This is a genomic window from Actinotalea ferrariae (genome assembly GCF_019733465.1).
GTDB classification, from domain to species: Bacteria; Actinomycetota; Actinomycetes; order Actinomycetales; family Cellulomonadaceae; genus Actinotalea; species Actinotalea ferrariae_A.
Genome location: NZ_JACVQL010000072.1, coordinates 1 through 24,882 on the forward strand (window position 1 = coordinate 1; position 24,882 = coordinate 24,882).

Annotated in this window: 25 protein-coding genes and 1 pseudogene; 13 read left to right on the plus strand and 13 right to left on the minus strand. The window is 75.1% G+C overall.

Annotated elements, in window-relative coordinates; all coding sequences use genetic code 11:
- From ICW40_RS06435 to ICW40_RS06445, 3 genes are all read left to right on the plus strand, one after another.
- Nucleotides 1–1,457 (plus strand): hypothetical protein (locus tag ICW40_RS06435; RefSeq protein WP_374199135.1); only part of this gene is annotated, 1,457 nt, incomplete at its 5' end.
- Nucleotides 1,454–3,205, plus strand: coding sequence for a hypothetical protein (locus ICW40_RS06440; RefSeq protein WP_221653007.1), 1,752 nt, complete (start codon nucleotides 1,454–1,456; stop codon nucleotides 3,203–3,205). The genes ICW40_RS06435 and ICW40_RS06440, both read left to right, overlap by 4 nt.
- A gap of 5 nt (nucleotides 3,206–3,210) precedes the next feature.
- Nucleotides 3,211–4,986, plus strand: coding sequence for an NAD-binding protein (locus ICW40_RS06445; RefSeq protein ID WP_260458868.1), 1,776 nt, complete (start codon nucleotides 3,211–3,213; stop codon nucleotides 4,984–4,986).
- 157 nt (nucleotides 4,987–5,143) lie between these two features.
- Here the strand turns inward: ICW40_RS06445 and ICW40_RS21745 are convergent.
- The 3 genes and pseudogenes from ICW40_RS21745 to ICW40_RS06455 all read right to left on the minus strand — a co-directional run.
- A pseudogene (locus ICW40_RS21745) lies at nucleotides 5,144–5,608 on the minus strand (DedA family protein); the annotation flags it as partial.
- Nucleotides 5,609–5,657: 49 nt separating this feature from the next.
- Nucleotides 5,658–5,864: a helix-turn-helix domain-containing protein gene (locus ICW40_RS06450; protein ID WP_120783492.1), complete on the minus strand. Its 207-nt coding sequence runs from the start codon at nucleotides 5,862–5,864 to the stop codon at nucleotides 5,658–5,660.
- Nucleotides 5,864–6,343: a DUF2975 domain-containing protein gene (locus ICW40_RS06455; RefSeq protein ID WP_221653009.1), complete on the minus strand. Its 480-nt coding sequence runs from the start codon at nucleotides 6,341–6,343 to the stop codon at nucleotides 5,864–5,866. Before ICW40_RS06455 ends, ICW40_RS06450 begins: the two co-directional genes overlap by 1 nt.
- A 196-nt stretch (nucleotides 6,344–6,539) precedes the next feature.
- Here ICW40_RS06455 and ICW40_RS06460 point away from each other — a divergent pair, with 196 nt between their 5' ends.
- Complete coding sequence (locus tag ICW40_RS06460; RefSeq protein ID WP_221653010.1) at nucleotides 6,540–6,950, plus strand: hypothetical protein; 411 nt, start codon at nucleotides 6,540–6,542, stop codon at nucleotides 6,948–6,950.
- Nucleotide 6,951: 1 nt separating this feature from the next.
- Here ICW40_RS06460 and ICW40_RS06465 read toward each other — a convergent pair whose 3' ends face one another.
- The gene (locus tag ICW40_RS06465; RefSeq protein ID WP_221653011.1) at nucleotides 6,952–7,698 is read right to left on the minus strand and encodes a YqjF family protein; all 747 of its coding nucleotides are present in this window, start codon (nucleotides 7,696–7,698) and stop codon (nucleotides 6,952–6,954) included.
- 71 nt (nucleotides 7,699–7,769) lie between these two features.
- A complete protein-coding gene (locus tag ICW40_RS21445) occupies nucleotides 7,770–9,347 on the minus strand; it encodes a GGDEF domain-containing protein (RefSeq protein ID WP_221653012.1) in 1,578 nt (525 codons plus the stop codon).
- 299 nt (nucleotides 9,348–9,646) lie between these two features.
- Between ICW40_RS21445 and ICW40_RS06475 the strand changes: the two genes are divergently transcribed.
- From ICW40_RS06475 to ICW40_RS06490, 4 genes are all read left to right on the plus strand, one after another.
- A complete protein-coding gene (locus tag ICW40_RS06475; protein WP_221653013.1) occupies nucleotides 9,647–10,192 on the plus strand; it encodes a hypothetical protein in 546 nt (181 codons plus the stop codon).
- The gene (locus ICW40_RS06480; RefSeq protein ID WP_221653014.1) at nucleotides 10,189–12,456 is read left to right on the plus strand and encodes an MMPL family transporter; all 2,268 of its coding nucleotides are present in this window, start codon (nucleotides 10,189–10,191) and stop codon (nucleotides 12,454–12,456) included. The genes ICW40_RS06475 and ICW40_RS06480 overlap by 4 nt, the downstream gene beginning before the upstream one ends.
- A gap of 92 nt (nucleotides 12,457–12,548) precedes the next feature.
- On the plus strand, nucleotides 12,549–12,989 hold the full coding sequence (locus tag ICW40_RS06485) for a GAF domain-containing protein (protein ID WP_221653015.1): 441 nt from the start codon (nucleotides 12,549–12,551) through the stop codon (nucleotides 12,987–12,989).
- Nucleotides 12,990–13,047: 58 nt separating this feature from the next.
- Complete coding sequence (locus tag ICW40_RS06490) at nucleotides 13,048–13,446, plus strand: ATP-binding protein (protein ID WP_221653016.1); 399 nt, start codon at nucleotides 13,048–13,050, stop codon at nucleotides 13,444–13,446.
- 38 nt (nucleotides 13,447–13,484) lie between these two features.
- Here the strand turns inward: ICW40_RS06490 and ICW40_RS06495 are convergent, their stop codons facing one another.
- On the minus strand, nucleotides 13,485–13,757 hold the full coding sequence (locus tag ICW40_RS06495) for a hypothetical protein (protein WP_308121669.1): 273 nt from the start codon (nucleotides 13,755–13,757) through the stop codon (nucleotides 13,485–13,487).
- Nucleotides 13,758–13,990: 233 nt separating this feature from the next.
- Between ICW40_RS06495 and ICW40_RS06500 the strand changes: the two genes are divergently transcribed.
- Nucleotides 13,991–16,114, plus strand: a complete 2,124-nt coding sequence (locus ICW40_RS06500) for a SpoIIE family protein phosphatase (protein ID WP_221653018.1) — start codon at nucleotides 13,991–13,993, stop codon at nucleotides 16,112–16,114.
- Between the two features lie 43 nt (nucleotides 16,115–16,157).
- Here ICW40_RS06500 and ICW40_RS06505 read toward each other — a convergent pair whose 3' ends face one another.
- Nucleotides 16,158–16,874 carry an NUDIX domain-containing protein gene (locus tag ICW40_RS06505; protein ID WP_221653019.1) on the minus strand — a complete coding sequence of 239 codons (717 nt, stop codon included), beginning with the start codon at nucleotides 16,872–16,874 and terminating at the stop codon, nucleotides 16,158–16,160.
- 92 nt (nucleotides 16,875–16,966) lie between these two features.
- On the opposite strand from ICW40_RS06505, the gene ICW40_RS06510 reads away from it, so the two are divergent.
- Nucleotides 16,967–17,740 carry a DeoR/GlpR family DNA-binding transcription regulator gene (locus tag ICW40_RS06510; protein ID WP_221653020.1) on the plus strand — a complete coding sequence of 258 codons (774 nt, stop codon included), beginning with the start codon at nucleotides 16,967–16,969 and terminating at the stop codon, nucleotides 17,738–17,740.
- A gap of 34 nt (nucleotides 17,741–17,774) precedes the next feature.
- Here ICW40_RS06510 and ICW40_RS06515 read toward each other — a convergent pair whose 3' ends face one another.
- A complete protein-coding gene (locus ICW40_RS06515; RefSeq protein WP_221653021.1) occupies nucleotides 17,775–18,296 on the minus strand; it encodes a GNAT family N-acetyltransferase in 522 nt (173 codons plus the stop codon).
- A 127-nt stretch (nucleotides 18,297–18,423) separates the two neighbouring features.
- Here ICW40_RS06515 and ICW40_RS06520 point away from each other — a divergent pair, with 127 nt between their 5' ends.
- Entirely contained in the window at nucleotides 18,424–19,200 is a 777-nt protein-coding gene (locus ICW40_RS06520) for an MBL fold metallo-hydrolase (RefSeq protein WP_308121670.1), read from the plus strand.
- A 70-nt stretch (nucleotides 19,201–19,270) separates the two neighbouring features.
- On the opposite strand, the gene ICW40_RS06525 is transcribed toward ICW40_RS06520, so the two are convergent.
- Together ICW40_RS06525 and ICW40_RS06530 are read right to left on the minus strand one after the other, a co-directional pair.
- The gene (locus ICW40_RS06525; RefSeq protein ID WP_221653022.1) at nucleotides 19,271–20,158 is read right to left on the minus strand and encodes a manganese catalase family protein; all 888 of its coding nucleotides are present in this window, start codon (nucleotides 20,156–20,158) and stop codon (nucleotides 19,271–19,273) included.
- 352 nt (nucleotides 20,159–20,510) lie between these two features.
- Complete coding sequence (locus tag ICW40_RS06530) at nucleotides 20,511–20,867, minus strand: TraR/DksA family transcriptional regulator (RefSeq protein WP_221653023.1); 357 nt, start codon at nucleotides 20,865–20,867, stop codon at nucleotides 20,511–20,513.
- A 192-nt stretch (nucleotides 20,868–21,059) separates the two neighbouring features.
- Here ICW40_RS06530 and ICW40_RS06535 point away from each other — a divergent pair, with 192 nt between their 5' ends.
- Nucleotides 21,060–22,268 carry a TerC family protein gene (locus tag ICW40_RS06535; RefSeq protein WP_221653024.1) on the plus strand — a complete coding sequence of 403 codons (1,209 nt, stop codon included), beginning with the start codon at nucleotides 21,060–21,062 and terminating at the stop codon, nucleotides 22,266–22,268.
- Nucleotides 22,269–22,382: 114 nt separating this feature from the next.
- Nucleotides 22,383–23,165: a DUF899 family protein gene (locus tag ICW40_RS06540; protein WP_221653025.1), complete on the plus strand. Its 783-nt coding sequence runs from the start codon at nucleotides 22,383–22,385 to the stop codon at nucleotides 23,163–23,165.
- 2 nt (nucleotides 23,166–23,167) lie between these two features.
- Here ICW40_RS06540 and ICW40_RS06545 read toward each other — a convergent pair whose 3' ends face one another.
- From ICW40_RS06545 to ICW40_RS06555, 3 genes are all read right to left on the minus strand, one after another.
- Complete coding sequence (locus tag ICW40_RS06545; protein ID WP_221653026.1) at nucleotides 23,168–23,680, minus strand: metallophosphoesterase family protein; 513 nt, start codon at nucleotides 23,678–23,680, stop codon at nucleotides 23,168–23,170.
- A 78-nt stretch (nucleotides 23,681–23,758) separates the two neighbouring features.
- A complete protein-coding gene (locus ICW40_RS06550) occupies nucleotides 23,759–24,031 on the minus strand; it encodes a hypothetical protein (RefSeq protein WP_221653027.1) in 273 nt (90 codons plus the stop codon).
- A partial coding sequence (locus ICW40_RS06555) for a 5-oxoprolinase subunit C family protein (protein ID WP_221653028.1) occupies nucleotides 24,028–24,882 on the minus strand: 855 nt, incomplete at its 5' end. The genes ICW40_RS06555 and ICW40_RS06550, both read right to left, overlap by 4 nt.

Genomic DNA, 24,882 nt, shown 5'->3' on the forward strand with positions numbered 1-24,882 from the left:
GCGTCGAGGCTCTCGCGGCCGCGCGCGCGGGCGTCGAGGCCGCCCGGGCCGCGGCGGCGCCCGCGGTCGAGGCGCGCTCGGCCGAGGTGCGCGAGACCTTCGACAGGCTGCGGTCCTACACGCGCGAGACGCTGCCCGCCGGCCCGGAGAGCCGGGCTGCCCGCACGGCCGACGAGACGCTGGCCGAGACCGCGCGGACGCAGCAGCGCGAGCTGCGGGCGGCGTCCCGCGTCGACGACCTCGTCCGGCGCACGCTCGCGGACGCCGCCGACGCCCTCACCCGGCTGCAGGCCGACGAGCTGAGTGAGGGGCCGACGGCCGCCGCGCAGGACCCCGGCGCCCTCGACCGGGACCAGGCCGCACGCCGTGAGGCCCTCGTCGAGCTGACGCAGCGGGCCGAGGCCGCCATGACCGACAACGCCGGGCGGATGCGCGCCCGCCAGGGTGCGGACGCGCAACGGGTCGCGGCCGCCGTCGTCTCGCCCGAGCAGGACGAGTCGGCGCGGCTGGCGAACGCACGTGCCCGTGAGCAGGGCGCGCAGACCGTCCGGACGGCGCGCCGGCTGCTCGACCACGTGCGGCAGGAGACCCGTGCGGTGCTCGAGCGCCCGTCCCCGGCGCGCACGACCGAGCTCCGCGCACGCACCGGGGTGGCGGACGACGTGCTCGACGACGAGGCCCTGGCCCGCGTCGCGGCGGCCGCCCGGGGCACCGACCCCGGCGACCGCCTGAACCGTGCCCGCGGGGCCGTGACCGAGGAGCTCAACAACGCCCGCGTGCAGGCCCAGCTCCGCGAGACCGGCGACGCGGCGCTCGAGCTCGTCGCCGGTCACCGTGCTCGCGACGGCATGGGACGTCAGCTGGCCGACGGCCTCGTGCTCCGCCGGCTGGAGGACGGCACCCGGCGGGTCGAGAAGGCCTTCGAGGTCAAGGCCGGCGCGCCCGGCGCCCGCGAGCTGCTCGAACGGCGGGACGACCTCTCCCGGGCCGACCAGGTCGAGCTCGTCCGGTTCGCGCTGGACCTCGCCCGCGAGGACGTCGCCGCGGCCCTCCCGGAGGGTGCGCCGGGCGCTGCGGCGTCCACCGACGCGGCCGCCCGGGCCGCGCTCCTCGAGGAGGCGCTCGAGCGGCGCGTCCGGCAGCTCCAGGAGTCCCAGCGGGAGAGCGGGCAGCTCGCGCGGACGCTCGAGCGCCTCCACCAGCAGCGCCTGTTCGTCGACGGGGTCGAGGTGCCGCAGGCGATCGACGACCTCCGACCCGCGGCCGAGGTCCAGGCGGTCCTCGCGCAGGACACGGAGCTGCGGCGACGCGCGGCCGCCGACGAGGCCGCGGACGCCACCGAGACCACGAACCTGGTCCGACTGGTCCAGGACGAGGCCGAGATCCGTCGGATCGCGCAGTCGGTGGTCGACCTCGTCGAGGCCTGGGCACGCGAGGACGGGGAGCGACGGCCATGACCGGTCCGTGCACCACCTGCCGCTGGTTCCGCGCCGTCAGGCCCGCGAGCCAGCTCCTGGCCGCGACCTTCCCGCCGACCACGGCCGACGTCGCCCAGGCGCTCGGCAAGGTGGTCGAGGACGAGGAGAAGCAGCGCGACGCCGAGGCGGACTTCAAGCGCGCGCAGGCGATCGCCGGGAAGGTCGAGTGGCTCGGGCGACCGGTCATGTCCGCGTACTGCGGCCTGCGCGAGGCGGACGGCCTCTACGACATCGCCGAGGTGCGCAACGCGGGCCTGCGCTGCGACGACCACGACCCCGCACCGCGCGAGCCCCATGCGTGCCGGGACTGCGTGCACGCGCGCGCCGGCACGGCGCCGCAGGCCGACGCGCTCCGTGAGGGCACCTACGTCGACATCGCTGCGCGCAACGTGTCCGCCGGCGTCCAGAAGGACACGACGGACTCGCTGCTGCGGACCCACCGCGAGGGCGCGTCGGCGCGCAAGGCGCTCGAGCTCACCGGTGCCTACCAGACACGGGGCGAGCTGCTGAACCAGCCGGGGTACCTCGCCTGGTGCGAGGTGTTCTCGACGCCGGACTCCTTCAGCGTGTGCGTGCTCCGCAACCCGCACCACACGTGCGACCGGTGGGAGCGGGAGCCGGTCGCGGTGCAGCCCGCGGGCCCCCCGGCGCAGGAACCCGCGCCGCAGGCGCCGCCCGGGCCGCCGCAGCCCCCGCCCGCAGCACCGCAGGCCCCAGACCCGCCGCGGGCCGAGCCGCTGTCACCGGCGGCCCCCGGCGTGCCGGGACCCGAGACCCGGCCGACGACCACCGCCGTGCCGGGCGAACGCCGAGGAGGAGCGATGGCGACCATGGACGAGCGTCTGCGCACGACGATCGCGTGGCTTCTCGGCACGCCGGTGCCCGACGACGTGTGGGCCCTGGTCTCGGCCGACCTCTCCGGCTCGTGGGAGTCCCTGCCGCAGGACGCGCGGGAGCAGTGGACCGGGCTCGTCGAGGCGCAGGAGGAGGCGCGGTCCCGCGGCCCTGACGCGTGGGAGTACCTGCGTGAGCTCCAGCAGCCCGCGTTCGTCGGATCGCTGCGCGCGGCGCACGACGAGGCCTCGACCCGGCTCCTCGAGGTGTACGACCGGGCCAACCCGCCGCTCGCCCCCGGTGACCCACCCCTGACCCAGGAGGTCGTCGACTCCTACCTCGGCATCCTGAGCTTCGTCGACGCGCTGGTCGAGGGGCGCGCCTGGGCGCCCCTCGGCCACGACCTGCGCGTGGAGTTCACGCAGCAGATGGCAGCCCAGTACCCGTCGCTCGACCGGACCCAGCAGCAGTGGCTCGCGACGCTGCCCCTCGAGTGGGCGCAGACGAGGTTCCTGTGGCAGGCCGGCGGCGAGAACGACCGGCTCGTCTTCCGTGACCGCCTCGTGCAGGCCTACGGCGCCACGGCGCAGGCGACCCCTGTGCTGTCGCGGCCCGCGCCGTCGCTCACGATGCCCGTGATCGGCGCTGCGGCAGCGCCGGCCGGGGCCGCCCCGGCGGCCGGCTCACCCGAGTCCTCGGACGGGATCGGCAGCCTCGTCGGCGAGCTCCTCGCGGACCAGCGCGCGGAGGAGGAGCGCCTGGCCGAGGAGGACCCCGAGCTCGCGCTCCAGGTCAAGCTCCAGAACCAGGTCAGCAACGCGACGATGATGAGCAACATGCTCAACATGCGGCACCAGGCCTCCATGTCGATCATCAACAACATCCGCGCGTGAGGAGCATGCTGCCGCCGCTGCGGCTGCCGGCGAGGATCCCCGGCGTCCGCACGACGGTGCTGCTGCCCCTCTCGCTGCTCTTCACCGCCGCCGCGCTGAGCGCTGCGGTGCTGGGCCTGATCGGGATCCTGCAGGTCGAGGAAGAACGTGACCTCGACCTCGACGGCTGGGACGTCGCGCACGGCGTCGTCCAGCTCTTCACGGGTCAGACGCCGACCGCCCTGGCCGACGACGACACGGACGTGCCCCTGGCCTACGACATCGCGAAGGCGATCGCTCCCATGTCGACTGCATATGCGTTCGTCGCCACCGCGACCGTCCTGCTCAGCGAGCGGTGGCGCCTCATGCGCGCACGCCGGGCGCGCGACCACGTCATCGTCTGCGGCGGCGGCCGGACCGGTGTGTTCCTCTCCCGTGCGCTCGCCACCGAGTGCCCGACGGTGCTGGTCGACCACGCGGCGGCGACCGAGCAGGTGACGACCTCGCTGGTGCGCGGCATCATCCCGCTCTCGGGCGACGCGCGGGACGACGTCGTGCTGCAGCGCGCGTCCTTGCCGCGTGCGCGAGCCGTGTTCGCGATCGCCGACGCGGCCGACGTCAACGCGGCCGTCGCGACCACCGCGCGCACCCTCGTGCTCGCCCGCGCGACCCCGCTCGACTGCTACGCGCTGATCGACGACCCCGAGCTCCAGATCGCGCTCCAGGCCCGCTTCCTCGGCACGGAGGACACGAGTGCGTTCCGTCTGCACCTGCTCGAGCGCGACCAGGTCTTCGCGAGCGCCGTCGTGCGCGACGACGCCCCGGACCCCAGGACGGCGACCGTCGTCGCCGGGACCGGTCCCCTGGCCGTGGCGCTCGCCGTCGAGGCGGCCAAGGCGCTGTCGTCGGCGCGCCGGCGGGGCGCACCGCGCCCGGTGCTCCTGGCCGCCGGTCCGCACCCGGACGACCTGCTCAGCGCACTCCTCGGGCGCCTGCCCCACGTCGCCGACGACGTCGAGCTCCAGACGGTGCCGCGGGCGGGTGCCGCACCCGGGGCAGCCGTCCTGGACGGCGGGCTCGCGTCGGCCACGGCCTACGTCGCGGGCGTCACCGATGCGGAGACCCTCAAGGCGGGGCTGCTGTGGATGCAGCCGGGTGACCGCTCCGTGGCCAAGGTCGTGCTGTGCGTGGACGCGGAGACCGGGATCGCGGGGACGCTGAGCACCGGGCTCAGGCGCCGTCGGGACGACACCGGCGGGCTGGTGCGCGTGCACAGCCGCACGCTCGCGGTGGCGGACCCCGACCACCTGCGCGAGCAGGTGCTCACCGAGAAGCTGGCGCGGGGCCTCCACGCCCGGTTCCTCCGGCACGCCGCCGAGACCGACCCGGCGCGGAGCGACGCGGCCGTGCAGCCGTGGGACCGGCTGCCCGAGACGCTCCGAGCGTCGAACCGGGCCCAGGCCGAGCACGTCGCCGAGAAGCTGGCCCTGCTCCCGTGCGTCGTCGTCCCGGCGGGTCCGGCCCTGCCGACGTTCGCGTTCACCGACGACGAGGTCGAGCTGCTCGCCGAGGCCGAGCACCTGCGCTGGGTCGAGGAGCGCGTCGCCGCCGGGTTCACGTTCGGCCTCGAACGGACGGAGCGCACCCACCCGGACCTCGTGCCCTGGCAGGACCTGTCGGACGCGGAGCAGGAGAAGGACCGGATGTTCGTGCGTGCGCTCCCCCGCGTCCTCGCACGCGAGGGCCTCGCGCTGGCGCGGATCCGGCCGCGTCGTCCGTCGGCGCAGGGTCTGCGGGTGTGACGGACCCACGCGACCCGTCGGCTCCCGGACCGGGCCGGAGCCGACGGATCATCCGGTCGAGGACCACGCCCGCGACCAGCCCACCGGCGACGCCGGCACCGACACCGACCAGCGGGTGGAGCCCGTCGAGCAGGTGCCCCGCGCCGTAGCCGAGCGCCACGGTCCAGGAGGACCACAGGAGGGCCGCGACTCCCGTGACCGCGCGGAAGCGGCGGCGCGAGAACCCCACGGCGCCCGCGGTCATGCTCACGGCGACGCGTCCGACCGGGACGAAGCGGCCGCCGATGATGAACGCGGCGCCGTCCGTCGCGAGGGCGCGCTCGGCCCGTGCGACGGCCGCCTGGGCGCGGTCGGACCGCAGCATGCGGGACGTCCGGACGGGGAACCGGCGCCCGAGCGCGTAGGCGACCTGGTCGCCGATGAAGGCACCGAGCGCCGCCACGGCCCCGAGGACCCACGGTGTGGGCTCGCGTCCGGCGGCCGAGAGGGCGGCGAGCGCGATGACGACCGACTCGCTCGGCACGGGTGGGAAGAAGCCGTCGACGGCGGTCGCGGCGAGCACGGCGACGAGCGCCCACGGGGAGCCGGCCAGACCCGTGACCCAGGCGTCCAGGTCCGGCACGGGCGTCAGCCCGGGTCTCGCGTGGCGACGTCCGGCGCTCCGGCCGGCCTCACTCGTCGACCCACTCGAGCAGGTCGCCGGGCTGGCACTCGAGCACGCGGCACATGGCCTCGAGGGTGCTGAAGCGCACGGCCTTGGCGCGGCCGTTCTTGAGCACCGCCACGTTCGCCGGCGTGAGGCCGACGCGCTCGGCGAACTCGCCGACGCTCATCTTCCGCTTGGCGAGCTCGACGTCGATGCGCACGACGATGGGCATCAGATGACCTGCTCCATGTCGGAGCGCAGCTCGGTGGCCTGACGCAGCAGCGCACGCATCACGATCATCAGCAGCCCGAGCACCGCGCCCCCGGTGAGCGGCAGCATGAGCAGCAGGGGCGCCCCGGGGTCGTCGGCGTTGAAGCCGACGTAGAGGAACACCGCGAGCAGGAGCACCCACGCGACGGCGATCGCCCACAGGATCGCGTCCACCCAGGCGAAGGCGCGTTCGCTGAAGATGCGGTCGTCCTTGACCATCGTGAGCAGCTTCCAGGTGCAGACGATGACGACCTGTCCGCAGAGGAGCTGGATCTCGAGGACCACCAGCAGGGGCCAGCGCAGGTACGCCATCTCGGGCGACTGCTCGACCTCGTACGCCAGGCCGCCGGGGACGGACATCACCTGCATGACGAGCAGCAGGAGAAAGGCCATCACGAGCACGACCCTCAGGAGGGCGACCGCCCACGCCGTCTTCAACATACATCGAGAATCGCCTGGTTCCTATCGAATGTCAATCGACCACGCCCTGACGCCGGCCTGCGCCGGGATGCCGACCCTGTCCCCGCGTGTGACGCTCGACGGACCGACACCTCGGGAGGACGCCATGTCGCACCGTCGCCGCCCCGTCCCACCTCGTACCGCCCCCGCAGCCGCGCGACGTGCCCGTGCCGGGTTCGTGACCGCCGCCGCGCTGGCCCTCGCGCTGACCGGTTGCACCGGGGACGGCGACGGCGACGACCCGGGCGGCCCGGCGCCCCAGGCCACCGCCGAGGAGGGCGTCCCGGGCGGCGACCCGACGTCGTCGGCGTCGCCGGACGACGACGGGTGCGTGGACCTGCCCTACGACGACGACGGCGACTACTCCGCGGGGGACGCCGGGACGGCGCGCGTGGTGCTCGAGGGCGACGCGCTCGTCGTCGAGGAGGTGCAGCCCGCCGAGGGCTGGGAGCACGAGGTGACGGCCGAGCAGGCGGACGACGTCGAGATCACGTTCCGCGGCGACGGCGGCGAGGTCGAGCTGTCGGTGGAGCTCGACGACGACCAGGGGCTCGCCGAGGTCGAGCTCTGCACCGACGCCCGCCCGTGAGTCAACGGGGGGCGGCCGCCCGGCGGCGCCCGACGACGTGCGGCAGGCCGATGCGCGACCGCACGCCCGACGAGAAGTGGACGAGCTCCGGCGGGGTTTCCGCGGGAAGCGCGAGCTCCCCCACGTCGCCGGGGACGGCTCGCAGCCGCGCCGATGCTCCGCGCAGCGGCCAGGGCTCGTGCTCCACCGGCACGCGGAGCAGCCTGCCCGCGACCCAGGTCCACGCCGACCAGCGGCCGGTGAGGGCGTCGACGAGCGGCGTCCGCTCCTGCTCGGGGAGGCTCGCACCCACGTCCACGTCGCACTCGAACGGCGCGGGGTCCCGTGCGCCGAGCCTCGCGAAGCGGTACGTCGCACGATCGTGGCGTACCACTGCGGTGCCGTCTCCGTGCACGTACGGCAGGCCGACGGTGCGCAGCGCGAGGACGACGGCCCGCCGGGGGCAGACCAGTCGCAGGAACCACAGGCCGTCCCGGCCGTCCGGTCCGCGCACGTAGGTGCGCACGTTGCACTCCGGGAACGTCGACCAGCCCGGCAGGGCGGGGACCCCGGGAGCCCGCACGTCCTGCATCCGGAACGGGGTGACGCCGAGCCACGCGCTGCCGTCCAGGGCGTCGACCGTCAGACCTGGCGGCAGCAACGCCTGGACCTGCGGGACCGGGGCACGCCAGTGCAGGAAGGCGATGTCCGCCCAGCTCTGCAGCGCGACGGCGCGGCGCACGACGTGCTCAGGGGCCCGACCACTCACCCCTCCATCGTCGACCTCGCGACCAGGGCGACGCGAGGCGGGCGGAGCTGTGCCGTCCGGCTCGCGTCGGGTCAGCCGGCGACGACGACGCGGTTGCGCCCGGCGCGCTTGGCGGCGAGCAGAGCCGCGTCGGCGGCCCGCCACCGGTCCGCGGTCCCGCCGTCCGTGGGACCTACCCCGACGGAGACGGTGACCTCGAGACCGGGCGCCAGGTGCGACCACTCGTGCGACTCGACCGCGGCCTGGACGCGGTCGGCCAGCGCCTGAGCGGCGTCCCCGCCGCCCCCGAGCAGCACGAGGAACTCGTCGCCGCCGTAGCGCGCGACCAGGTCGGTCTCGCGCGCCTGGGACCGCACGATGCCACCGAGCGTGCGCAGCACGACGTCACCGACTCCGTGCGAGTAGGAGTCGTTGATCGCCTTGAAGTTGTCGACGTCGACGAAGACGGCCCACGGGTAGTCGGTGTGCTCGTCGGCCGTCATGTCGATGAGCCGGCGGTTGCCGAGCCGCGTCAGCGGGTCCTGCATGAGGACACGGCTGATGCGCTCGGTCTCGGCGGTGAGCTCGCGCAGCTGGTGGCGGTCGTGGAGGGCCGCGAACCTCCCCTCGCGCTCCGACCACACGCGCGCGAGCGCCCCGCGCGCCAGGGTGAGCAGCGGCTCGATCGCCGGGTGCGGCCCCTGCTGCTCGACGTGCACCTGGGCGAGCGCCCAGCGTGCGATCGCCGCCCACACCTCCCGACCCGCGGCGTCCGCGTCGACCACGAGCTGCTCCAGGTCGTCGCGGGCGTCGTCGAAGCGCGCGTCGTCGGCCGCCTTGCGCGCGGCGACCAGCCGGAGGAGGTGGGTCTCGACGAGCTCGGGACGCGCCGTGAACCGCGTGGCGGCGTCCAGCGCACGCGACGCCGCCAGGCCGACCGCGCCGAGCTGCATCATGGCGAAGGCCTCGATGACCTCCGCCCGCGCGGCCATCGCCGCGTCCTCGTCCGCGTGGGCGAGCGCCGCCATCCTGCGTGCGGTCGAGGCGCACGCCACGAAGCGCGCCCTCGCCTCGTCCCGCCGGCCGATGAGGATGAGGCTCGTGCCCCAGTACGCGCTCAGGAGGGCGCGCTCCTGGGCGATGAGGACGTCCACGCCCGACCCGCCGCTGCCGGAGATCGAGCGCAGGACGGCGTCGGCCTCCTCCAGGAGGTTGAGCGAGCGCAGCGCGAGCCCGACGGCCATGCTCGCGGACAGGTGGCCGTAGGTGCGCTCGCGGACCGCGTCGAGCAACCAGTGCGCCTCGGCGACGGCGCCGACGGCACGCGCGTGCTCCCCGATCCGGGTGCTCGCCTCCGCGGCGAGCGCGAGCGCCTTGGCCCGCCACATCGGCTCGACGTGGTCGCCGAGGTCGGCGAGGAGCGCGTCCGCGGCCTCGACGGCCTCCGGATGACGGCCGAGCTCCTGCAGGGCCACGCCCTCGATGTAGCGGAAGTAGCGTGCGGTGACGACGTCGCCGCCGGCCCGCGCGAGCGCGAGGCCGGTGCGGCACAGCGACACGGCACGCTCCGAGAAGCCGTCCACGTAGTGCCCGTGCGCGGCGTCGGCGAGCGAGTCGAACGGGCCGAACTCGGCGACGGGCACGAGGCAGCGCCCGACGCGCGCGGTCACCGCAGCCACGTCGGGCGTGCGACGGCACGGCACCGGTCGTGACCCGGGCGCCGGTCGGGCACGGGACCCGACCGGGTCCAGGACGTGAGGGGCATGGCCCCACGCTACGGCCCCCGTACGACACCCGCCGGGAGCGACGTGCGCCGTCCGGGCCCCGCGTGCGTGAGGATCACCCGATCCGGCTCCCGCTCCGGGTTGCGGCGTCCCGGCGCATCCCTACGATCACAGGTCCGACGCAGCGCTCGGGTCGAGGCGGGACCGATGACGACCGCGTGGTCTTCGGCACGGGAGGGACGGCTGTGGCACAGCGCGGGGAGCTCGGCGAGCGCGCCGACAGGCAGAGCGACGGGCAGCTCGGCAGGCAGGGTGGCGCGGACGGACCCTCGAGCCCTGACGACCGCCCCGACGACGGCCGCGGACGACGCCCGCTGGGCCGCGCGCGCCAGGCGCTCCGCGTCGTCGTCGCGTTCCTCACCGGTGTGCTGCTCACCGCGGCCGCCGGGCTCGTGCTCACGTCGCTCGGCGTGATCGGGGACGGCGACCGGCCCGCGACGTCCGCGCGCGACGAACCCGCGGACGGGACGGACGACGACCCGGACGGGGCCGCCGGCCCGACCGGGGACGTGCCGCGGGCCTGCGTCCGGGCCGCCGAGTACAACGAGACGCTCACGGAGGCGATCGACGAGATCGCGCTCGCCCTGCGTGACCAGGACGCGCGGCGGGCCGCCGAGGCGCTCGACGCGGTCCAGGACGCGCAGCCCGGTTCCGAGCAGGCCTCGCGCGAGTGTCGCGAGGCCGCCGGCGAGGAGTCCGACGACGGCTCCGGCGAGGACGCGGCACCGTGAGCCGGTCGACGTCGTCCACGTCCACCTCCACGTCCACGGACGCCGCGGCGCCCGCGCGCAGCGTCCACCCGGCCGGCCCTGGCCTGAGCGCTCGGCTCTGGTACGGCTACGCGCGGGTCGTCGTCGCGCTGCGCTGGCTCGTCATCGGGGCGTGGACGGTCGCCGCCGTCGCGTCGGCGGCGCTCCTCCCGCCCCTGGGCGCGTCGGGTGACGACCTCGAGCAGCTGGGCGCCGACGACGCGAGCCTCGTCGCCGAGCGCCGCTCGACCGAGGTGTTCGGCTTCCCGCTGCTCAGCCGGGTCGCGATCGTCCAGCACGACCGCGACGGCATGGAGCCGCTAGCGCAGGCGGAGGCCGTCCTGCGGGGCGTGGCCCTCAACCAGGGGTCGTACGAGACCGAGGTCCTCGGCGCCGTGCCGCTGACGAACAGCGGCGACCTCTTCCCGGGCGCGGCGTCCGCGGACACCACCGTGATGACCTTCCTCTTCCTCGACCCGACGGCGAGCTTCTTCGAGCAGCGCGACGTCGCCGAGGCGTTCGCCGCGCAGGAGCTCACGGACGACGCGGACGCGTACGTCGGCGTGACCGGCTCGGTGCCGGCACGCGCGGCCCAGGGCGACATCGTCAACGGTTGGGTGCACGTCGTCGAGGCCGTGACCGTGCTGGCGATCCTGGCGGTCGTCGCCCTGACGTTCCGCTCGCTCGCCGCGCCGCTCGTGACCCTCTTCTGCGTGGGCGCGGCCGTGGGGGTGACGCTCGGCGTCGCCGGGTCGCTCGCGGGGATGCTCGACGTGTCCGTCCCGGCCGACCTGCGGCCGCTCATCGTGGCCCTCCTGCTCGGCGTCGTCACGGACTACTGCATCTTCTACCTCTCGGGACTGCGCACCCGGCTCGCCGAGGGCCGTCCGCGGCTGGAGGCGGCCAGACTCGCGACGGCGTCCTTCACCCCGATCGTCACCGTGGCGGGCGTCACGGTGGCTGCCGGCACGGCGTCGCTCGTCGTCGCCGGCTCGGGCCTGTTCCGCGGTTTCGGGCCGGGGCTCGCGCTGACGGTCGTGCTCGGCGTCGCGGTCGCGATCACCCTCGTCCCCGCGCTGCTGGCGGTCGTGGGCAGGTGGGCGTTCTGGCCGCAGGACCCCGCGGCCACGGCGCCGGGCCGGGCCGGAGGGGCACCCACGCGCCCCACCTTCGTCACGCGCCTCGTCACCCGCCGCGCCTCGGCATGGGCGGTCGCGGTCCTCTGCATCGGCGGACTCGCGGTCGCAGCCCTCCCGCTGCGTCAGCTCGAGCTCGGGCTCGGCTTCGTGCAGTCCCTGCCCGCCACGCACCCCGCGGCGCAGGCCGCCGACGCCGCGACCGACGGCTTCGCGGCCGGCATCGTCTCTCCCACCGAGCTGCTGCTCGAGGGCGAGGACGTCGCCGCGGACCCCGAGGCCCTCGTCCGCCTGGGCGACGCGCTCGAGGCACAGCCCGGTGTCGCCGGCGTCCTCGGTCCGGGCGACATCCCCGTCGACGACCGCGAGCTCATGGTCGCGCCCGCCGGCGACGCCGCCCGCTACCTCGTCGTCCTCGACGACTCCCCGCTCGAGTCGACCGCGATCGCGACCCTCGCGCAGCTCGAGGCGGCCCTCCCCGGCCTGGCTGCGGGAGCCGGCGTCGGCGACGTCGGCGTCAGCGTGGCCGGGGACACGGCGCTGGCGGCGGGCATCGTCCAGGACACCACCGACGACCTGCTGCGGATCAGCGTCGCGGCCCTGGCGGTCAACCTGCTCATGCTCGTGCTGTTCCTGCGCGCGGTCGTCGCTCCCCTGTACCTGCTCGCCTCGAGCGTGCTCGCGCTCCTCGCGACGCTCGGCATCACCGTCACGGTGTTCCAGGGGCTGCTCGGGCACGACGACCTGACGTTCTACGTGCCGTTCGCCGCAGCCGTGCTGCTGCTGTCGCTCGGGTCCGACTACAACATCTTCGCCGTCGGGCAGGTGTGGCAGCTCGCCAAGACCCGGTCGCTCCGCGAGGCGATGACCGTGGGGGTGCCCCAGTCCACCCGGGCCATCACGTCCGCGGGGCTCGCGCTCGCCGCGAGCTTCGGGCTGCTCGCGCTGGTCCCCCTGCGACCGTTCCGCGAGCTCGGGTTCGCCCTCGCCGTCGGCATCCTGCTCGACGTCTTCGTCGTCCGCGCGCTGCTGGTCCCGTCGCTCCTGACCATGGTGGGCACCGCGAGCGGCTGGCCGTCGAGGCGGCTCAGGGCGGGGGACGCCCGCTGAGCCCCACCGACGGCGCCGGCGTCGCCGCGGGGCTACGCTGATCGCGCGCACGGCCCCCGACCGTGCCGCTCCGCACGACCCCGAGGGTGACCATGCCCAACCTGAGATCCACGATCGACGAGTACGCGCAGGCGGCCGCGGAGCGTCTCGGACCCGACACGTACTGCAGCATCACGCTGAAGCACCACGGTGAGCTGCGCTACGTCGGGAGCAGCGACGAGCGGGCCGCCCGGTGCGACCAGGTCGAGGTGGCGGCGGGCGAGGGCCCGTGCGTCACCGCGATGGAGGTCCTGCACGGGGTCCTGGTGCCCGACATCCAGGCCGACGAGCGGTGGCCCGCGTGGCGGGACGCGTCGCTCGACGCCGGCTTCCGTTCCTCCGCCGCGCTGCCCGCCGTCGTCGACGACGTGACGACCGTCGCGATCAACCTGTACTCGGACCGGCTCGACCCCTGGGACCAGGAGCCGCTCGTGGCCATGGACGCCTACATCCAGGAGATCGCCGAGGTCGTCCGCACCAGGCTGGGCAGCTGATGGTCGCGGCGACCCGGCTCACCGCGCGGCGGCGCCCATGATGCTCCATCCTGACCCGATGGCCGTCGCGGAGATCCACCTCGACGGGCGCCCCTCCTCCATCCGGACCGCCCGCCACTGGGCCGTCAAGCAGGCCCAGGACGCGGACGTCCCCCCGGGACTCGTGCGTGTCATCGAGCTGCTCACCAGCGAGCTCGTCGCCAACGCCCTGGCGCACGGGTCGTCGGAGCCCGTGCTCGTGCGGCTCGGGATCGACGCGGACCACCTCGTCGTGCGCGTGACGGACGAGGGCGACGACCTGCCGGTCGTGCGCACCACGGGGCCGGGCGTCCCGGGTGGGCAGGGCCTGCGCCTCGTCGAGCGCCTGGCAGCACGCTGGGGTGTGGACGTGCACCCGAGCGGGGGCAAGACGGTCTGGTTCGCGGTGCCGCTCGACGGCACGACGCCCCTCGACTGAGAGGTCCTCAGGGACGAGGTCGGTCGTGGGCGGCCCCGTCAGGGACGCGGGTCGGTCCGGCGCCACGGGCGCTCGTCCCGGCGGCGACCCATGCCTGCCGCGCAGCGGGGGCAGACGCGACCGACCTCGTCGGCGTGGCGTCCGGTCTCCGGCTGGACGTCCGCCCAGGAGACGTGCGAGAAGCGCTCGAGGCCGCTGCGGCTCAGTGCCAGGCCGCACACCGTCTGGTTGGTGCCACGCTCCCACGCGTGGACCTCGCCCGCCGGCATGCGGACGCCGTCGGGGTCCGTCCAGCGGCTGCTCGCCGCCACAGCCGCACTCCTCGGTCTGGCCATGCCCACCTCCCCCGGACCACCCAGCATGACGTGGGCCGGCCGCGGGCGCGCGTCCGTCGCCTCGCGGGCGACGGACGCGCACCCGATGATGAAGCACGGTGACCGTCCCGACCCCTGGAGGTGCAGTGCCCGACGACGTGCGGCCCCGCGCCGGCCGCCACCGGCGGGACCGCCGCGACACGGGACGGGCGGCGTCGCGGGCGGCGTCCGTGTCGGACACCTCCGAGGTCCTCGCGGACCTGTCGCTCTCGGCGGCCGGCGTCGGCACGTTCGAGTGGGACCTCACCACGCACGTGCTGCACTGGGACGACCGCATGCACGCGCTGTTCGGCTACGAGCGTGGCGAGTTCGACGGCTCGGTGGCGGCGTTCAACGCCCGGCTGCACCCGGACGACCGGCCCGTCGTGGGTCGCACGGTGCAACGCGCGATCGACACGGTCGGCGACTTCGAGCTCGAGTACCGCGTGCTCGCGCCCGACCGGCCCGCCCGGTGGGTCTCCTCGCGCGGCCGCGCGCTGCCCGGACCGGACGGTCACGCGCTTCGCGTCCTGGGCATCGGCTACGACAGCACGGCCCAGCGCGACAGCGAGGCGCGCGTGGCCCGCGTGCTCGAGGCGATCCCCACCGCCTTCTTCTCGCTCAGCACCGACTGGCGGTTCACGTACGTCAACGCCGAGGCCGAGCGGGTGCTGCTGCGACCGCGGTCGGAGCTCATCGGGACCGTCGTCTGGGAGGCGTTCCCCGACGCCGTCGGCTCGCAGTTCGAGAGCGCGTACCGGGAGGCCGCGACCACGGCCACGACCGTGTCGTTCGAGGCGTACTACCCCGAGCCGCTCGACCGCTGGTACGAGGTCCGCGCGTGGCCCCAGCCCGACGGCCTCTCGGTCTACTTCCTCGACGTGACGAGCCGTCGGAAGGCGCTGACGACCGCGGCCGACGCGGCGCGCCGGTCCGCGCTCACCGCGCGGGTCACGCACGAGCTGGCCGAGACGCTCGAGGCGGAGGAGGCCGTCGCCCGGCTCGCGCAGCTCCTCGTGCCCGAGCTCGCGGACTGGTGCGTCATCACGCTCGTCGAGGACCCGAGCGACGGTGACGTCGCACGCCGAGGCCTGCGGGACATCGCCTCGTGGCACGTCGACCCCGCGGCCCGCCCGCTCGTCGAGCGGTACGCCGCGACCCGGCTCGCGGCGCTGCACGACCGCTCGTTCCTGGCGCGGTCCCTGGGCACGGGTGAGGTCGTGACGGTCCCGCACGGCGCCACGGAGGCGATCATGCGCATCCTGCGGCCGGGCGAGACACGCGACCTGCTGGAACGGCTCGCGCCCGACTCGGCGTGCGTCCTGCCGATGCGGGCCCGCAGCCGCACGGTGGGTGCGATCACCCTGTTCAACGGGGCGGACCGGGCGCCGATCTCGCCCGAGGACCTGCGCAACGCCGACGAGGTCGCCGGGCGGGCGGGCCTGGCCCTCGACAACGCGCGGCTCTACCGGCAGCAGCGGCAGCTGGCCGAGGCGTTCCAGCGGTCCATGCTCACCGAGCCGCCCGAACCCGACCACGTGCAGGTCGTGGTCCGGTACGAGCCCGCCGCCGAGGCGGCCAAGGTGGGCGGCGACTGGTACGACGCGTTCCTCCAGGCCGACGGGGCGACCGTCCTGGTGATCGGTGACGTCGTCGGCCACGACGTCGCGGCGGCCGCGGCGATGGGGCAGCTGCGGTCGGTGCTCCGCGGGATCGCGGTCACCTCGGGGTCCGGCCCTGCGCGCGTGCTCGAGGACGTGGACCGCGCGCTGCGGACGCTGCAGGTGGACGTCATCGCGACGGCCGTCGTCGCGAGGATCGAGCAGACCGAGGACGAGCGGCTGCGCGGCGTGACGCACATCCGCTTCTCCAACGCCGGTCACCCGGACCCGATGGTGATCAACCCCGACGGCACCGTGGCGACCCTCACCGCGGTGCGGCCGGACGTGCTCCTCGGCGTGCTGCCGGACGCGACGCGGACCGAGTCCGAGATCGCTCTCGACCGCGGGGCGACCGTCCTGCTCTACACCGACGGCCTCGTCGAGAGCCGGGACCGCCCGCTGCGCGAGGGCATGGCCCAGCTGCGTGACACGCTCGCCGAGCTCGCCGACCGCGATCTCGACACCCTGTGCGACGAGGTGCTCGCACGCATGCTCCCCGCGCACGCCACCGACGACGTCGCCCTCGTCGCCGTCCGCCTGCACCGCCAGGACCGACCGCGCCCGGCCGAGGCCGGCCCGAACCGCGTCCCACCCGACGTGCCGCCGGCCGCACCGAGCGACCCGCCCGGACCGGCCGACGACGGGTCGCGCTGACCGCACGCCGCCCCGGGCACCCCGGGGCGTGACGCGCCGGACGTCAGGACGTCGTGCTCGGCCGCGGCACGGCGAACGGCCCGGAGAGGACGGCCCACTGGAGCAGCACGACCGTCTTGGCGTCGACGATGCGCCCGTCGCGCACCCGGGCGAGGGCCTCGTCGACGTCGACCTCGAGCACCTCGATGTCCTCGCCCTCCGCGGCGACGCCGCCACCGACGCCGGTGCGCTCGGGCGCCGTGTAGGGCGCCGCGTAGAAGTGCAGCACCTCCGTGACCGAACCGGGACTCATGTAGAGGTCCATGACGTGCTCGACGCCGCCCAAGGTCACGCCGAGCTCCTCCTCGGTCTCCCGCCGCACCGCCGTCTCGGGGTCGTCCGCGTCGAGGAGACCCGCGGCGGCCTCGACGAGCATCCCGTCGGGGTGCCCGTTGACGTACGCCGGGAAGCGGAACTGCCGGGTGAGCAGGACGGTCCGGCGCTCGACGTCGTGCAGCAGGACCGTCGCACCGTTCCCGCGGTCGTACGTCTCGCGCTGCTGGGTGGACCAGCGGCCGTCGCGGCCGCGGTACTCCAGCGTGGTGCGGCGCAGCACGTGCCAGGCGGAGGCGAGGAGCTCGACGTCGACCACGCGGACGTCCGGGTTGCCCGTCAGGTCCAGGCCGGCCCGGTCGAGGTCGGTGCGCCCGCGGGCGTCGGGCAGGTCGAGGCCCGCCCGGTCACGGGGCCGGTCGGCAAGCGTGCTGCTCGAGGTCGTCATGGCGCTACAGTACGCAGAACCGTGCAGCATTCGGAAGCACTCGGAACATCAGAGCTCGACCTGCGACCGCCCGACGGCCCCCCGGAGGACCCATGCTCGCCGCCCAGCGCCGTGACCTGCTGCTCGAGCGCCTCCGGCGCGACGGACGCCTGGTGGCGAAGGACCTCGCCGACGAGCTGCGCCTCTCCGAGGACAGCATCCGCCGCGACCTGCGCGACCTCGCCGCCGCGGGGTTGTGCCAGCGGGTCTACGGCGGTGCGCTGCCCGCCTCCCCCGCGGTGGCCGACCTCGCGGCGCGCTCGACGCTCCACGTCGAGGGCAAGGAGCGCCTCGCCCGCGCCGCGGTGGGCCTGGTCCGGCCCGGCAGCACGCTGCTGCTCGACGGCGGCACGTCGGCGCACGCCGTCGCGCGCGCGCTCCCGGCGCGCTCCGCCGCGCTGGTGGTCACCCACAGCCCGACGGTCGCCACAGCGCTCGTCGACCACCCCGACGCCGACGTCCACGTCATCGGTGGCCGGCTCTTCAAGCACTCGGCCGTCGCCTGCGGCGCCGCCGCCGCCGAGGCCGCCCAGCGCGTGGTCGCCGACCTCTTCCTGCTCGGGGTCACGGGCGTCCACGAGGCGGCGGGCCTCACGACCGGCGACGCTGAGGAGGCGGCCATGAAGCGTCTCCTCGCCGCTCGCGCCGCCGAGACCTGGGTGCTCGCGAGCGCCGAGAAGCTCGGCACCGCGTCGGCGCACACGGTGCTCGGCCTCGACGAGGTCGCCGGCGTGGTGACGGACGCGTCACACGACCACCCGACCGTCGTGGCGCTCGTGCGACGCGGGCTGCGGGTGCTGACGCCGGGTGACCCCGCGGCGCCGTGAACCGCTGCTGGGCCGTCGGCCGGGCGGGTCGCGCCTACGCGCCGTGCGGTCGGGGAGTCGCGGCGAGGTGCTTCTCGAAGCGCATGCACGGCAGCAGGCCCGCGGCGCTGCGGTCCGCGACGCCGCGCTCCGTGTACCCCCGTGCCCGGTAGTAGCTGCGCAGCACGTCGTTCGTCGCGACGCAGTCGAGCCGGACGACGTCGTGCCCGCGCGCACGGACCTCGTCCTCCGCCCAGCGCAGCACGGCGGCACCCAGGCCGGCACCGGCGAGCGCCCGGTCCACCATGAACCCGTGCAGGTAGCCGGCCGGCAGCCCGTCGGGCCACACGAGGGTGTCCTCCTCGACGATGCGGATCGCGGCGTCCGGCCGGCCGTGGCGCGCGTGGACGTACCACTCCCCCGCCGCCACCTGGGCAGCGACCCGGTCGACGGAGACCTCGCCCGGCGCCCACTGGACGACGCCCCGCGAGAGCTGCCACCGCGCGCAGGCGTCCCGCAGCGCGACGAGGGCTGCGGCCTCGTCCGCACCGGCCGGGCGGAGGTCGACGAAGGTCACGCACCGCGTTCTACCACGCGGCCTCGCGGTCCGCCCGAGGGTCGCGGTCGGTGCCGCGCGCCGCAGGTCCCTCACCCGGAGGGGTGCAGAGAACGCCGAGTTGCCCGCGTGCCGCTCCGGAGGGACCGTGGAGCACCACGTCTGCCCGGAGGTCCCGATGTCGTTCACCGAGGTCGCCGACGGCGTCCACCGCCTCTCGCACGCCTACGTCAACCTGTACGTCGTACAGGGCGACGACAACCGGGTCCTCGTGGTCGACGCGGGACTGCCCGCGATGTGGCCGCTGCTGGGCGAGGCGCTGCGCAGCCTCGGCCGCCGGCCCTCGGACGTCGCCGGCATCGCCCTGACGCACGCCCACTTCGACCACACCGGCTTCGCGGCCGTGGCGCAGCGGCGGCTCGGCGTGCCCGTGTGGGCGCACCCCGAGGACTTCTTCATCGCCGCCCACCCGTACCGCTACGCGCACGAGAACCTCCGCGCGCTCTACCCGGTGAAGCACCCGGGATCGGTGCGGATCCTCGGTGCGATGGCGCGTGCGGGCGCGCTCAAGGTCCCGGGTGTCCGCGACCTCGTGCCGTACGGCGCCGACGGACCGCTCGACCTCCCCGGCGCGCCGCGCCTCGTGTTCACGCCCGGGCACACGTTCGGGCACTGCGCGCTCCACCTGCCCGACCGCGACGTCGTGCTCGTCGGCGACGCCCTCGTGACGCTCGACCCGTACACGGGCGTCGAGGGGCCGCAGATCGTCGCGGGCGCGGCGACGGCGGACAGCAGGCAGGCGCTCGCCTCGCTCGACCGCATCGCCGCGACGGGCGCGACCGTGCTGCTTCCCGGGCACGGGGAGCCGTGGCGGTGGGGTGCCGCCGAGGCCGTGGACGAGGCGCGCGCCGTCGGACCCCACTGACCCGCGACGCGGCGGCTGGACGGCTGGACGGCACGGGGGCGGCGACCGCGGTCGCCGCCCCCGCCGCCGATCACTCCTTGTGCAGCTTGTCCTGCACCGTGCCGGCGATCTTCTCGACCGCGTTCGGCAGGTCCGTCGTGCCGTAGAGGCGCGAGTCGGGCCGCGTGGGCGGGGGCATCGGCACGGTCTGGCTCGTCCCGGGAGCCTCCTTGTAGGAGAACTGGCCGTTGCCGTCGGGCGTCGGGCCGCTGGCCCACGAGCCCTCGGCGGCCGCGGCCCCGTCGGAGAAGTTGATGTAGTCGTACGACACCGAGCGGTCCTCCTTGGCCTGCGGGAAGTTGCTCGGGACGGGCAGCCCCTCGAGGCCCTCCTCCTGGAGCTCGCGCGCCGCGGCGATCCACTGGTTCTGGTGCATGGTGTCCCGCGCCAGGAGGAACGAGAGCAGGTCGCGCACGCCGGCGTCGTCCGTCATGTGGTAGAGCCGCGCCACCTGCACGCGTCCCTGCATCTCCGCGTTCGCGTTCGCCGTGAAGTCCGCGAGCAGGTTGCCGCTCGCCGTGATGTAGCCGGCCGACCACGGGTTGCCCATGCTGTCCACCGGGCGCGCACCCGCGCCCGCGACGATCGCGTGCTGGAGGTCGGTGCCGCCGATCACGGCCGCGACCGTGGGGTCGTCCTGGACGGCCTTCTCCGTGACGCCGATCGGCGCCTTCTCGAGCAGCTGCGCGATCATGGTCGCGAGCATCTCGACGTGGCCGAACTCCTCCGCGCCGATGCCGAAGAGCAGGTCGCGGTACTTGCCGGGGATGTGGGCGTTCCACGACTGGAAGCCGTACTGCATCGCGACGGTGATCTCGCCGTACTGGCCGCCGAGCACCTCCTGCAGCTTGCGCGCGTAGACGGCGTCGGGACGGTCCGGGCTGGCCTTGTGCTGGAGCTCCTGGCGGTGGAAGAACATCTGGTGGTCCCCTCGGGGGTCGCCGACCGTCCTGCGGTCGGCCGGTCCGTCAACGGACTCGGGACCCGGCCGCCCGCGGGCGGACGCCGGTCCTGAGATGGCACCGACGACGCACGACGGCGCTTCTTCCGGACGGCTGGCGCCGCCCCGCGACCGGGCCACCGTAGGCACGCGGTCGCGGGGCCCGCGACCGGAGCGGGTCAGTCCCAGAACGGGGGCAGGTCGTCCTCGTCGACGCCGACGGTCAGGTCGACGGTCATGGTCGTGAGCTCGTTCACCGGGGTACCTCTCGAGGGACGTGGGGCTGGGCACCCTCAGCATCGACCGGCCGTCGGGGCCGGGGACAGGACCTTCAGCCCGGGCGTCCGGCGCACGCGACGCAGCGCCGCGTCGTCGGCCGCACGGCGAGCCGTTCGGCCGGGATGCGCGTGCCGCAGCGCTCGCACGTCGCGTAGGTCCCGGCGTCGAGCCGGACCAGCGCGGCGTCGGCGTCGGCGAGGTCCGCGCGTGCCTGCCGGGCCAGGGCGCCGATCTGGGCGCGCTCGAACGCGACGGTCGCGCCCTCGGGGTCGTGCTCGTCGTCGGCGTTGGACCATGCGGACGCCGCCACGACGTCGTCGAACGCAGCTCCGAGCGACGCGAGCCGGCGCACCGCCTCGGCGCGCACGGCCAGCACGCGCTCGCGGGCGCCGTCGTCACCGGGGGTCATGCCTCATCGTCGCAGGCGGCCGTCGCACGTGGCCGTCGCGCCGGGCGGGCGCGGCGCCGGTAGCCTGGCGGGCACGAGGACCACGCGGCCGCGGCCCGGTGGAACCGGGCGGGCGCCGGGTTCGTTGGCCTCGCAGGACGCGTGCGAGCCGCCCGCGTGAACCGTGCACGAACTCTGGAGGACGCGCGCCCGATGGTCGTCTCACCCCTGGTCTGGACCCTGACGATCGCGGGGATCCTCGCGCTCCTGGCCTTCGACTACGTCTTCCACGTCCGCAAGGCGCACACGCCGACACTGCGCGAGGCCGGCTTCTGGTCGGCGATCTACGTCGGGATCGCCCTCCTCTTCGGCGTGGGCGTCTGGCTCTACGGCGGCCACGTCGCCGGGCAGGAGTACTTCGCCGGCTACATCACCGAGAAGGCGCTCTCGGTGGACAACCTGTTCGTCTTCCTGATCATCATGTCGAGCTTCCGGGTGCCCCGCGAGGACCAGCAGAAGGTGCTGCTGTTCGGGATCACGTTCTCGCTGATCGCGCGCACCGGGTTCATCCTGCTGGGCGCGGCGCTCATCAACTCGTTCGCCTGGGTCTTCTACGCGTTCGGCCTGATCCTGCTCATCACGGCGGGGAACCTGCTCAAGCCCGAGTCGTCCGACTCGCACACGGCCGACAACTTCATGATCCGGCTCGCCCGCAAGGTGTTCCACACCACGGACCACTACGACGGCGACAAGCTCTTCACGCGCGTCGACGGCAAGCGCGCGCTCACGCCGATGCTGCTCGTCATGGTGGCCATCGGCGGCACCGACATCCTCTTCGCGCTCGACTCGATCCCCGCGATCTTCGGGCTCACGCAGAACGTGTACATCGTGTTCACCGCGACGGCCTTCTCGCTCATGGGCCTGCGGCAGCTGTACTTCCTCATCGACGGCCTGCTCGACCGGCTCATCTACCTGTCCTACGGCCTCGCGGCGATCCTGGGCTTCATCGGCGTGAAGCTGATCCTGCACGCCATGCACGAGAACAACATCCCGTGGGTCAACAACGGCGAGCCGATCCACGTGGTCGAGGTCAGCACGCCGCTGTCGCTGAGCGTCATCGTCGGCGTCCTCGTGGTGACCGTGATCGCGTCGCTGGTGAGCCCCGCGGGACGCGCGCAGAACGCGCTCAACAGCGCCCGCCGGCACGCCACGGAGTACCTCGACCTCGAGTACACCGCGGACCCGGCGGAGCGCGAGCGCATCTACGCCGAGCTCGTGGACGAGGAGGCCGAGCTGCGCCGGATGGCGGCCGAGCACCCCTCGATCGCGAAGGGCCAGGACGAGCTCCGCGAGCTCATCGCCCGGGCGCACGAGGAGCACCGCGCCCACCCGTACACGGGGACGGGTCCCGGCACGGTCTGACCCTCCCGCGTGCCGGGGCCGCAGCGATGAGTTCCGGCCCCGGCACGAGTCTTCCTGGGTGACCCGGGGGCGGCCGTAGGTCGGCGTCCCGCACCAGGCACCACGGAGGACACCATGACGACCCTGCACGGCGCACCGACCACTGCCGTGCCGGGCCGCCCGCCCGTCGTCGACATGGCGACCTGGCAGGCGGCGCGCGACGAGCTGCTCGTCCGCGAGAAGGCGCACACGCGGGCGGGCGACGCCCTCGCGGCGGCCCGCCGCCGGCTGCCGATGGTCGAGGTCGACGGGTCGGTGACGGTCGTCGGCGCGGACGGCCCGGTCGCCTTCGCGGACCTGTTCCAGGGCCGCGAGGAGCTCGTGGTCTACAAGCACATGTGGCACGACGGCGCACCGCACCAGGGGCAGTGCGAGGGCTGCACCGTCACGGCCTGGCACCTCAAGGACCCGGTGTACCTCGCGGCGCGCGGCATCGCGTACGCGGTCGTGACGACCGGCGTCTGGGACGAGGTGGCCCCGTTCGTCGAGTTCATGGGCTACACCCAGCCCTGGTACTCGGTGCGCGACGTCCCGGGGCCCGTCGGGAGCGACATGGGGTCGATCTCGTGCTTCCTGCGCGTCGACGACCGCGTGTTCCTCACCTACGAGACGACGGGCCGCGGCGTCGAGGCGGCCGACGCGTCGTTCGCGGTCCTCGACATGACGCCCTACGGGCGCCGCGAGGCGTGGCAGGACGACCCGGAGGGCTGGCCCGAGGGCCGCGAGGCGTGCTGGTACTGGCGGACCGACGTCGACGGCGAGGCCACGTGGGGCCCGACCGGCCGGCCCGTGCCGCAGTGGACGCGCCCCGGCGCGACGCCCGAGCAGACGCTCGGCCGGCACGGTCACCACCACTGACCTCAGAGCCTGACGAGCTCCACGGTCACCGTCGCGGGCCGGTCGCCGTCGGCCGGGTGCACGACGGCGGTCATGACGGTCCGGTGCGGCTGCCGCCGGCGGTCGGTCGGCGACCCGGGGTTGAGCAGGCGCATCCCCGCGGGCGTGACGGAGTCCCAGGGGATGTGGCTGTGGCCGAAGACGAGGACGTCGAGCCCCGGGTGCGCGGCGTCCATCCGGCGCTCGCGCCCGCCGGCCGCGCCGGTCTCGTGGACGACCCCGAACCGCACGCCATCGACCGTGGCGCGGGCGACCTCGGGCAGCCTGGCGCGCAGCGGTGCGCCGTCGTTGTTGCCCCAGCACGCGAGCAGCGCGCGGGCCCGGTCCTCGAGCGCGTCGAGGAGTCCCACGTCCACCCAGTCCCCCGCGTGGACGACGAGGTCCGCCTCGTCCACGAGTCGCCACACCTCGGCCGGCAGGTCCTTGGCCCGCGCGGGCACGTGGGTGTCCGCGAGCAGCAGCAGGTGCGCGCTCACGCGGCCGTCACCCGTGTCGTCGCCCGCGTCGACGCCGGCATGGTCGGCCGCCGATCAGGACGGTCGCGGGGACGGCGTTCAGGAGGCCTGCGCGGTGAAGATGTCGCCCTCCGCGCGCACCGACCACACGCGGACGTCCTTGCCGCCCTGGAAGGCGGCCTTCTCGTGGAACCGGACCTGGTCCCCCTCGAGGTGGCCCTCGCCGACGACGGTCCGCTCGCCCGACCGGTCCTCGAGCACGAGGGTCGCCTCGTCCACGAAGTCCTCGAGGGACTGCGGGGGGCGGCCGTCGACCTGCCGCACCGGGAACGGGACGCCGGAGACGACGAAGTCGGGCGTGGGCTGGGTCATGGGGCTCCCTGGGTCGGGCCGGCCGAGGTCTCGACGCGGACCTCCTCAGGATCGGCGAGGGCGGGAGCGCTGTCCACACGTGGTCCCGTCCCTCGGTACGGCACGATCCGCAGACCCTGCCCGGGCCGCAGCTGCGCCAGCACGTCCCGGTCCGCGTCGACGACCACGGCGACCACCGGGTAGCCGCCCGTCACGGGGTGGTCCACGAGGAAGACGACCGGCTCGCCCGACGGCGGCACCTGGACCGCCCCCGCCACCACGCCGCTGCTCGCCCGGTCGCCGCCGTCCGGCCGGCCGAGCCGCCCGCCGGTCAGCCGCAGGCCGACCCGGTCGGACGCGGCGGAGACGGTCCACGTCACGTCCCACAGGCGCTCGACGTCGCCGACGTCGGGATCCGGCCCGGGAACCGCCCGGACGGTGACCTCGCCCGCGGGCGGGGGCGCGAGCGCCACGGCATCGGCGACCGCCGCCTCGACCGCGGTCCCGACGCCGAGCACGTCCCCGGCGGCGAGCGCTGCGGGGCCGAGCCCCGCCAGCACGTCGGACGAGCGGCTGCCGAGCGCCTGCGGCACGTCCACGCCGCCCCGGACCGCCAGGTAGGAGCGGAGCCCCGTCGCCGGCGGGGGGACGGCGAGCGTCTCCCCCGGCCCCACCATGCCGGGCGCGCCCGCACCCAGGCGCCGCGCGCCCGCAGGACCGACGACGTCGAGGTGACCGGCCGCGCCCGTCAGCGCGACCACCGCGGGCCGGTGCGCCCGCAGCGTCAGGCCGCCGAGGACGGTCTCGAGCACGGCCGCGCCGCGGGCGTTGCCCACGAGCCGGTTCGCGAGCCTGGCGGCGCCCCGGTCGGC

Coding starts and splice junctions, on each gene's coding strand:
- ICW40_RS06440 (WP_221653007.1), top strand. CDS start 1,454: ATGACCGGTCCGTGCACCACCTGCCGCTGGTTCCGCGCCGTCAGGCCC.
- ICW40_RS06445 (WP_260458868.1), top strand. CDS start 3,211: ATGCTGCCGCCGCTGCGGCTGCCGGCGAGGATCCCCGGCGTCCGCACG.
- ICW40_RS06450 (WP_120783492.1), bottom strand. CDS start 5,864: ATGCCCATCGTCGTGCGCATCGACGTCGAGCTCGCCAAGCGGAAGATG.
- ICW40_RS06455 (WP_221653009.1), bottom strand. CDS start 6,343: ATGTTGAAGACGGCGTGGGCGGTCGCCCTCCTGAGGGTCGTGCTCGTG.
- ICW40_RS06485 (WP_221653015.1), top strand. CDS start 12,549: ATGCCCAACCTGAGATCCACGATCGACGAGTACGCGCAGGCGGCCGCG.
- ICW40_RS06490 (WP_221653016.1), top strand. CDS start 13,048: ATGGCCGTCGCGGAGATCCACCTCGACGGGCGCCCCTCCTCCATCCGG.
- ICW40_RS06505 (WP_221653019.1), bottom strand. CDS start 16,874: ATGACGACCTCGAGCAGCACGCTTGCCGACCGGCCCCGTGACCGGGCG.
- ICW40_RS06510 (WP_221653020.1), top strand. CDS start 16,967: ATGCTCGCCGCCCAGCGCCGTGACCTGCTGCTCGAGCGCCTCCGGCGC.
- ICW40_RS06525 (WP_221653022.1), bottom strand. CDS start 20,158: ATGTTCTTCCACCGCCAGGAGCTCCAGCACAAGGCCAGCCCGGACCGT.
- ICW40_RS06530 (WP_221653023.1), bottom strand. CDS start 20,867: ATGACCCCCGGTGACGACGGCGCCCGCGAGCGCGTGCTGGCCGTGCGC.
- ICW40_RS06535 (WP_221653024.1), top strand. CDS start 21,060: ATGGTCGTCTCACCCCTGGTCTGGACCCTGACGATCGCGGGGATCCTC.
- ICW40_RS06540 (WP_221653025.1), top strand. CDS start 22,383: ATGACGACCCTGCACGGCGCACCGACCACTGCCGTGCCGGGCCGCCCG.
- ICW40_RS06550 (WP_221653027.1), bottom strand. CDS start 24,031: ATGACCCAGCCCACGCCCGACTTCGTCGTCTCCGGCGTCCCGTTCCCG.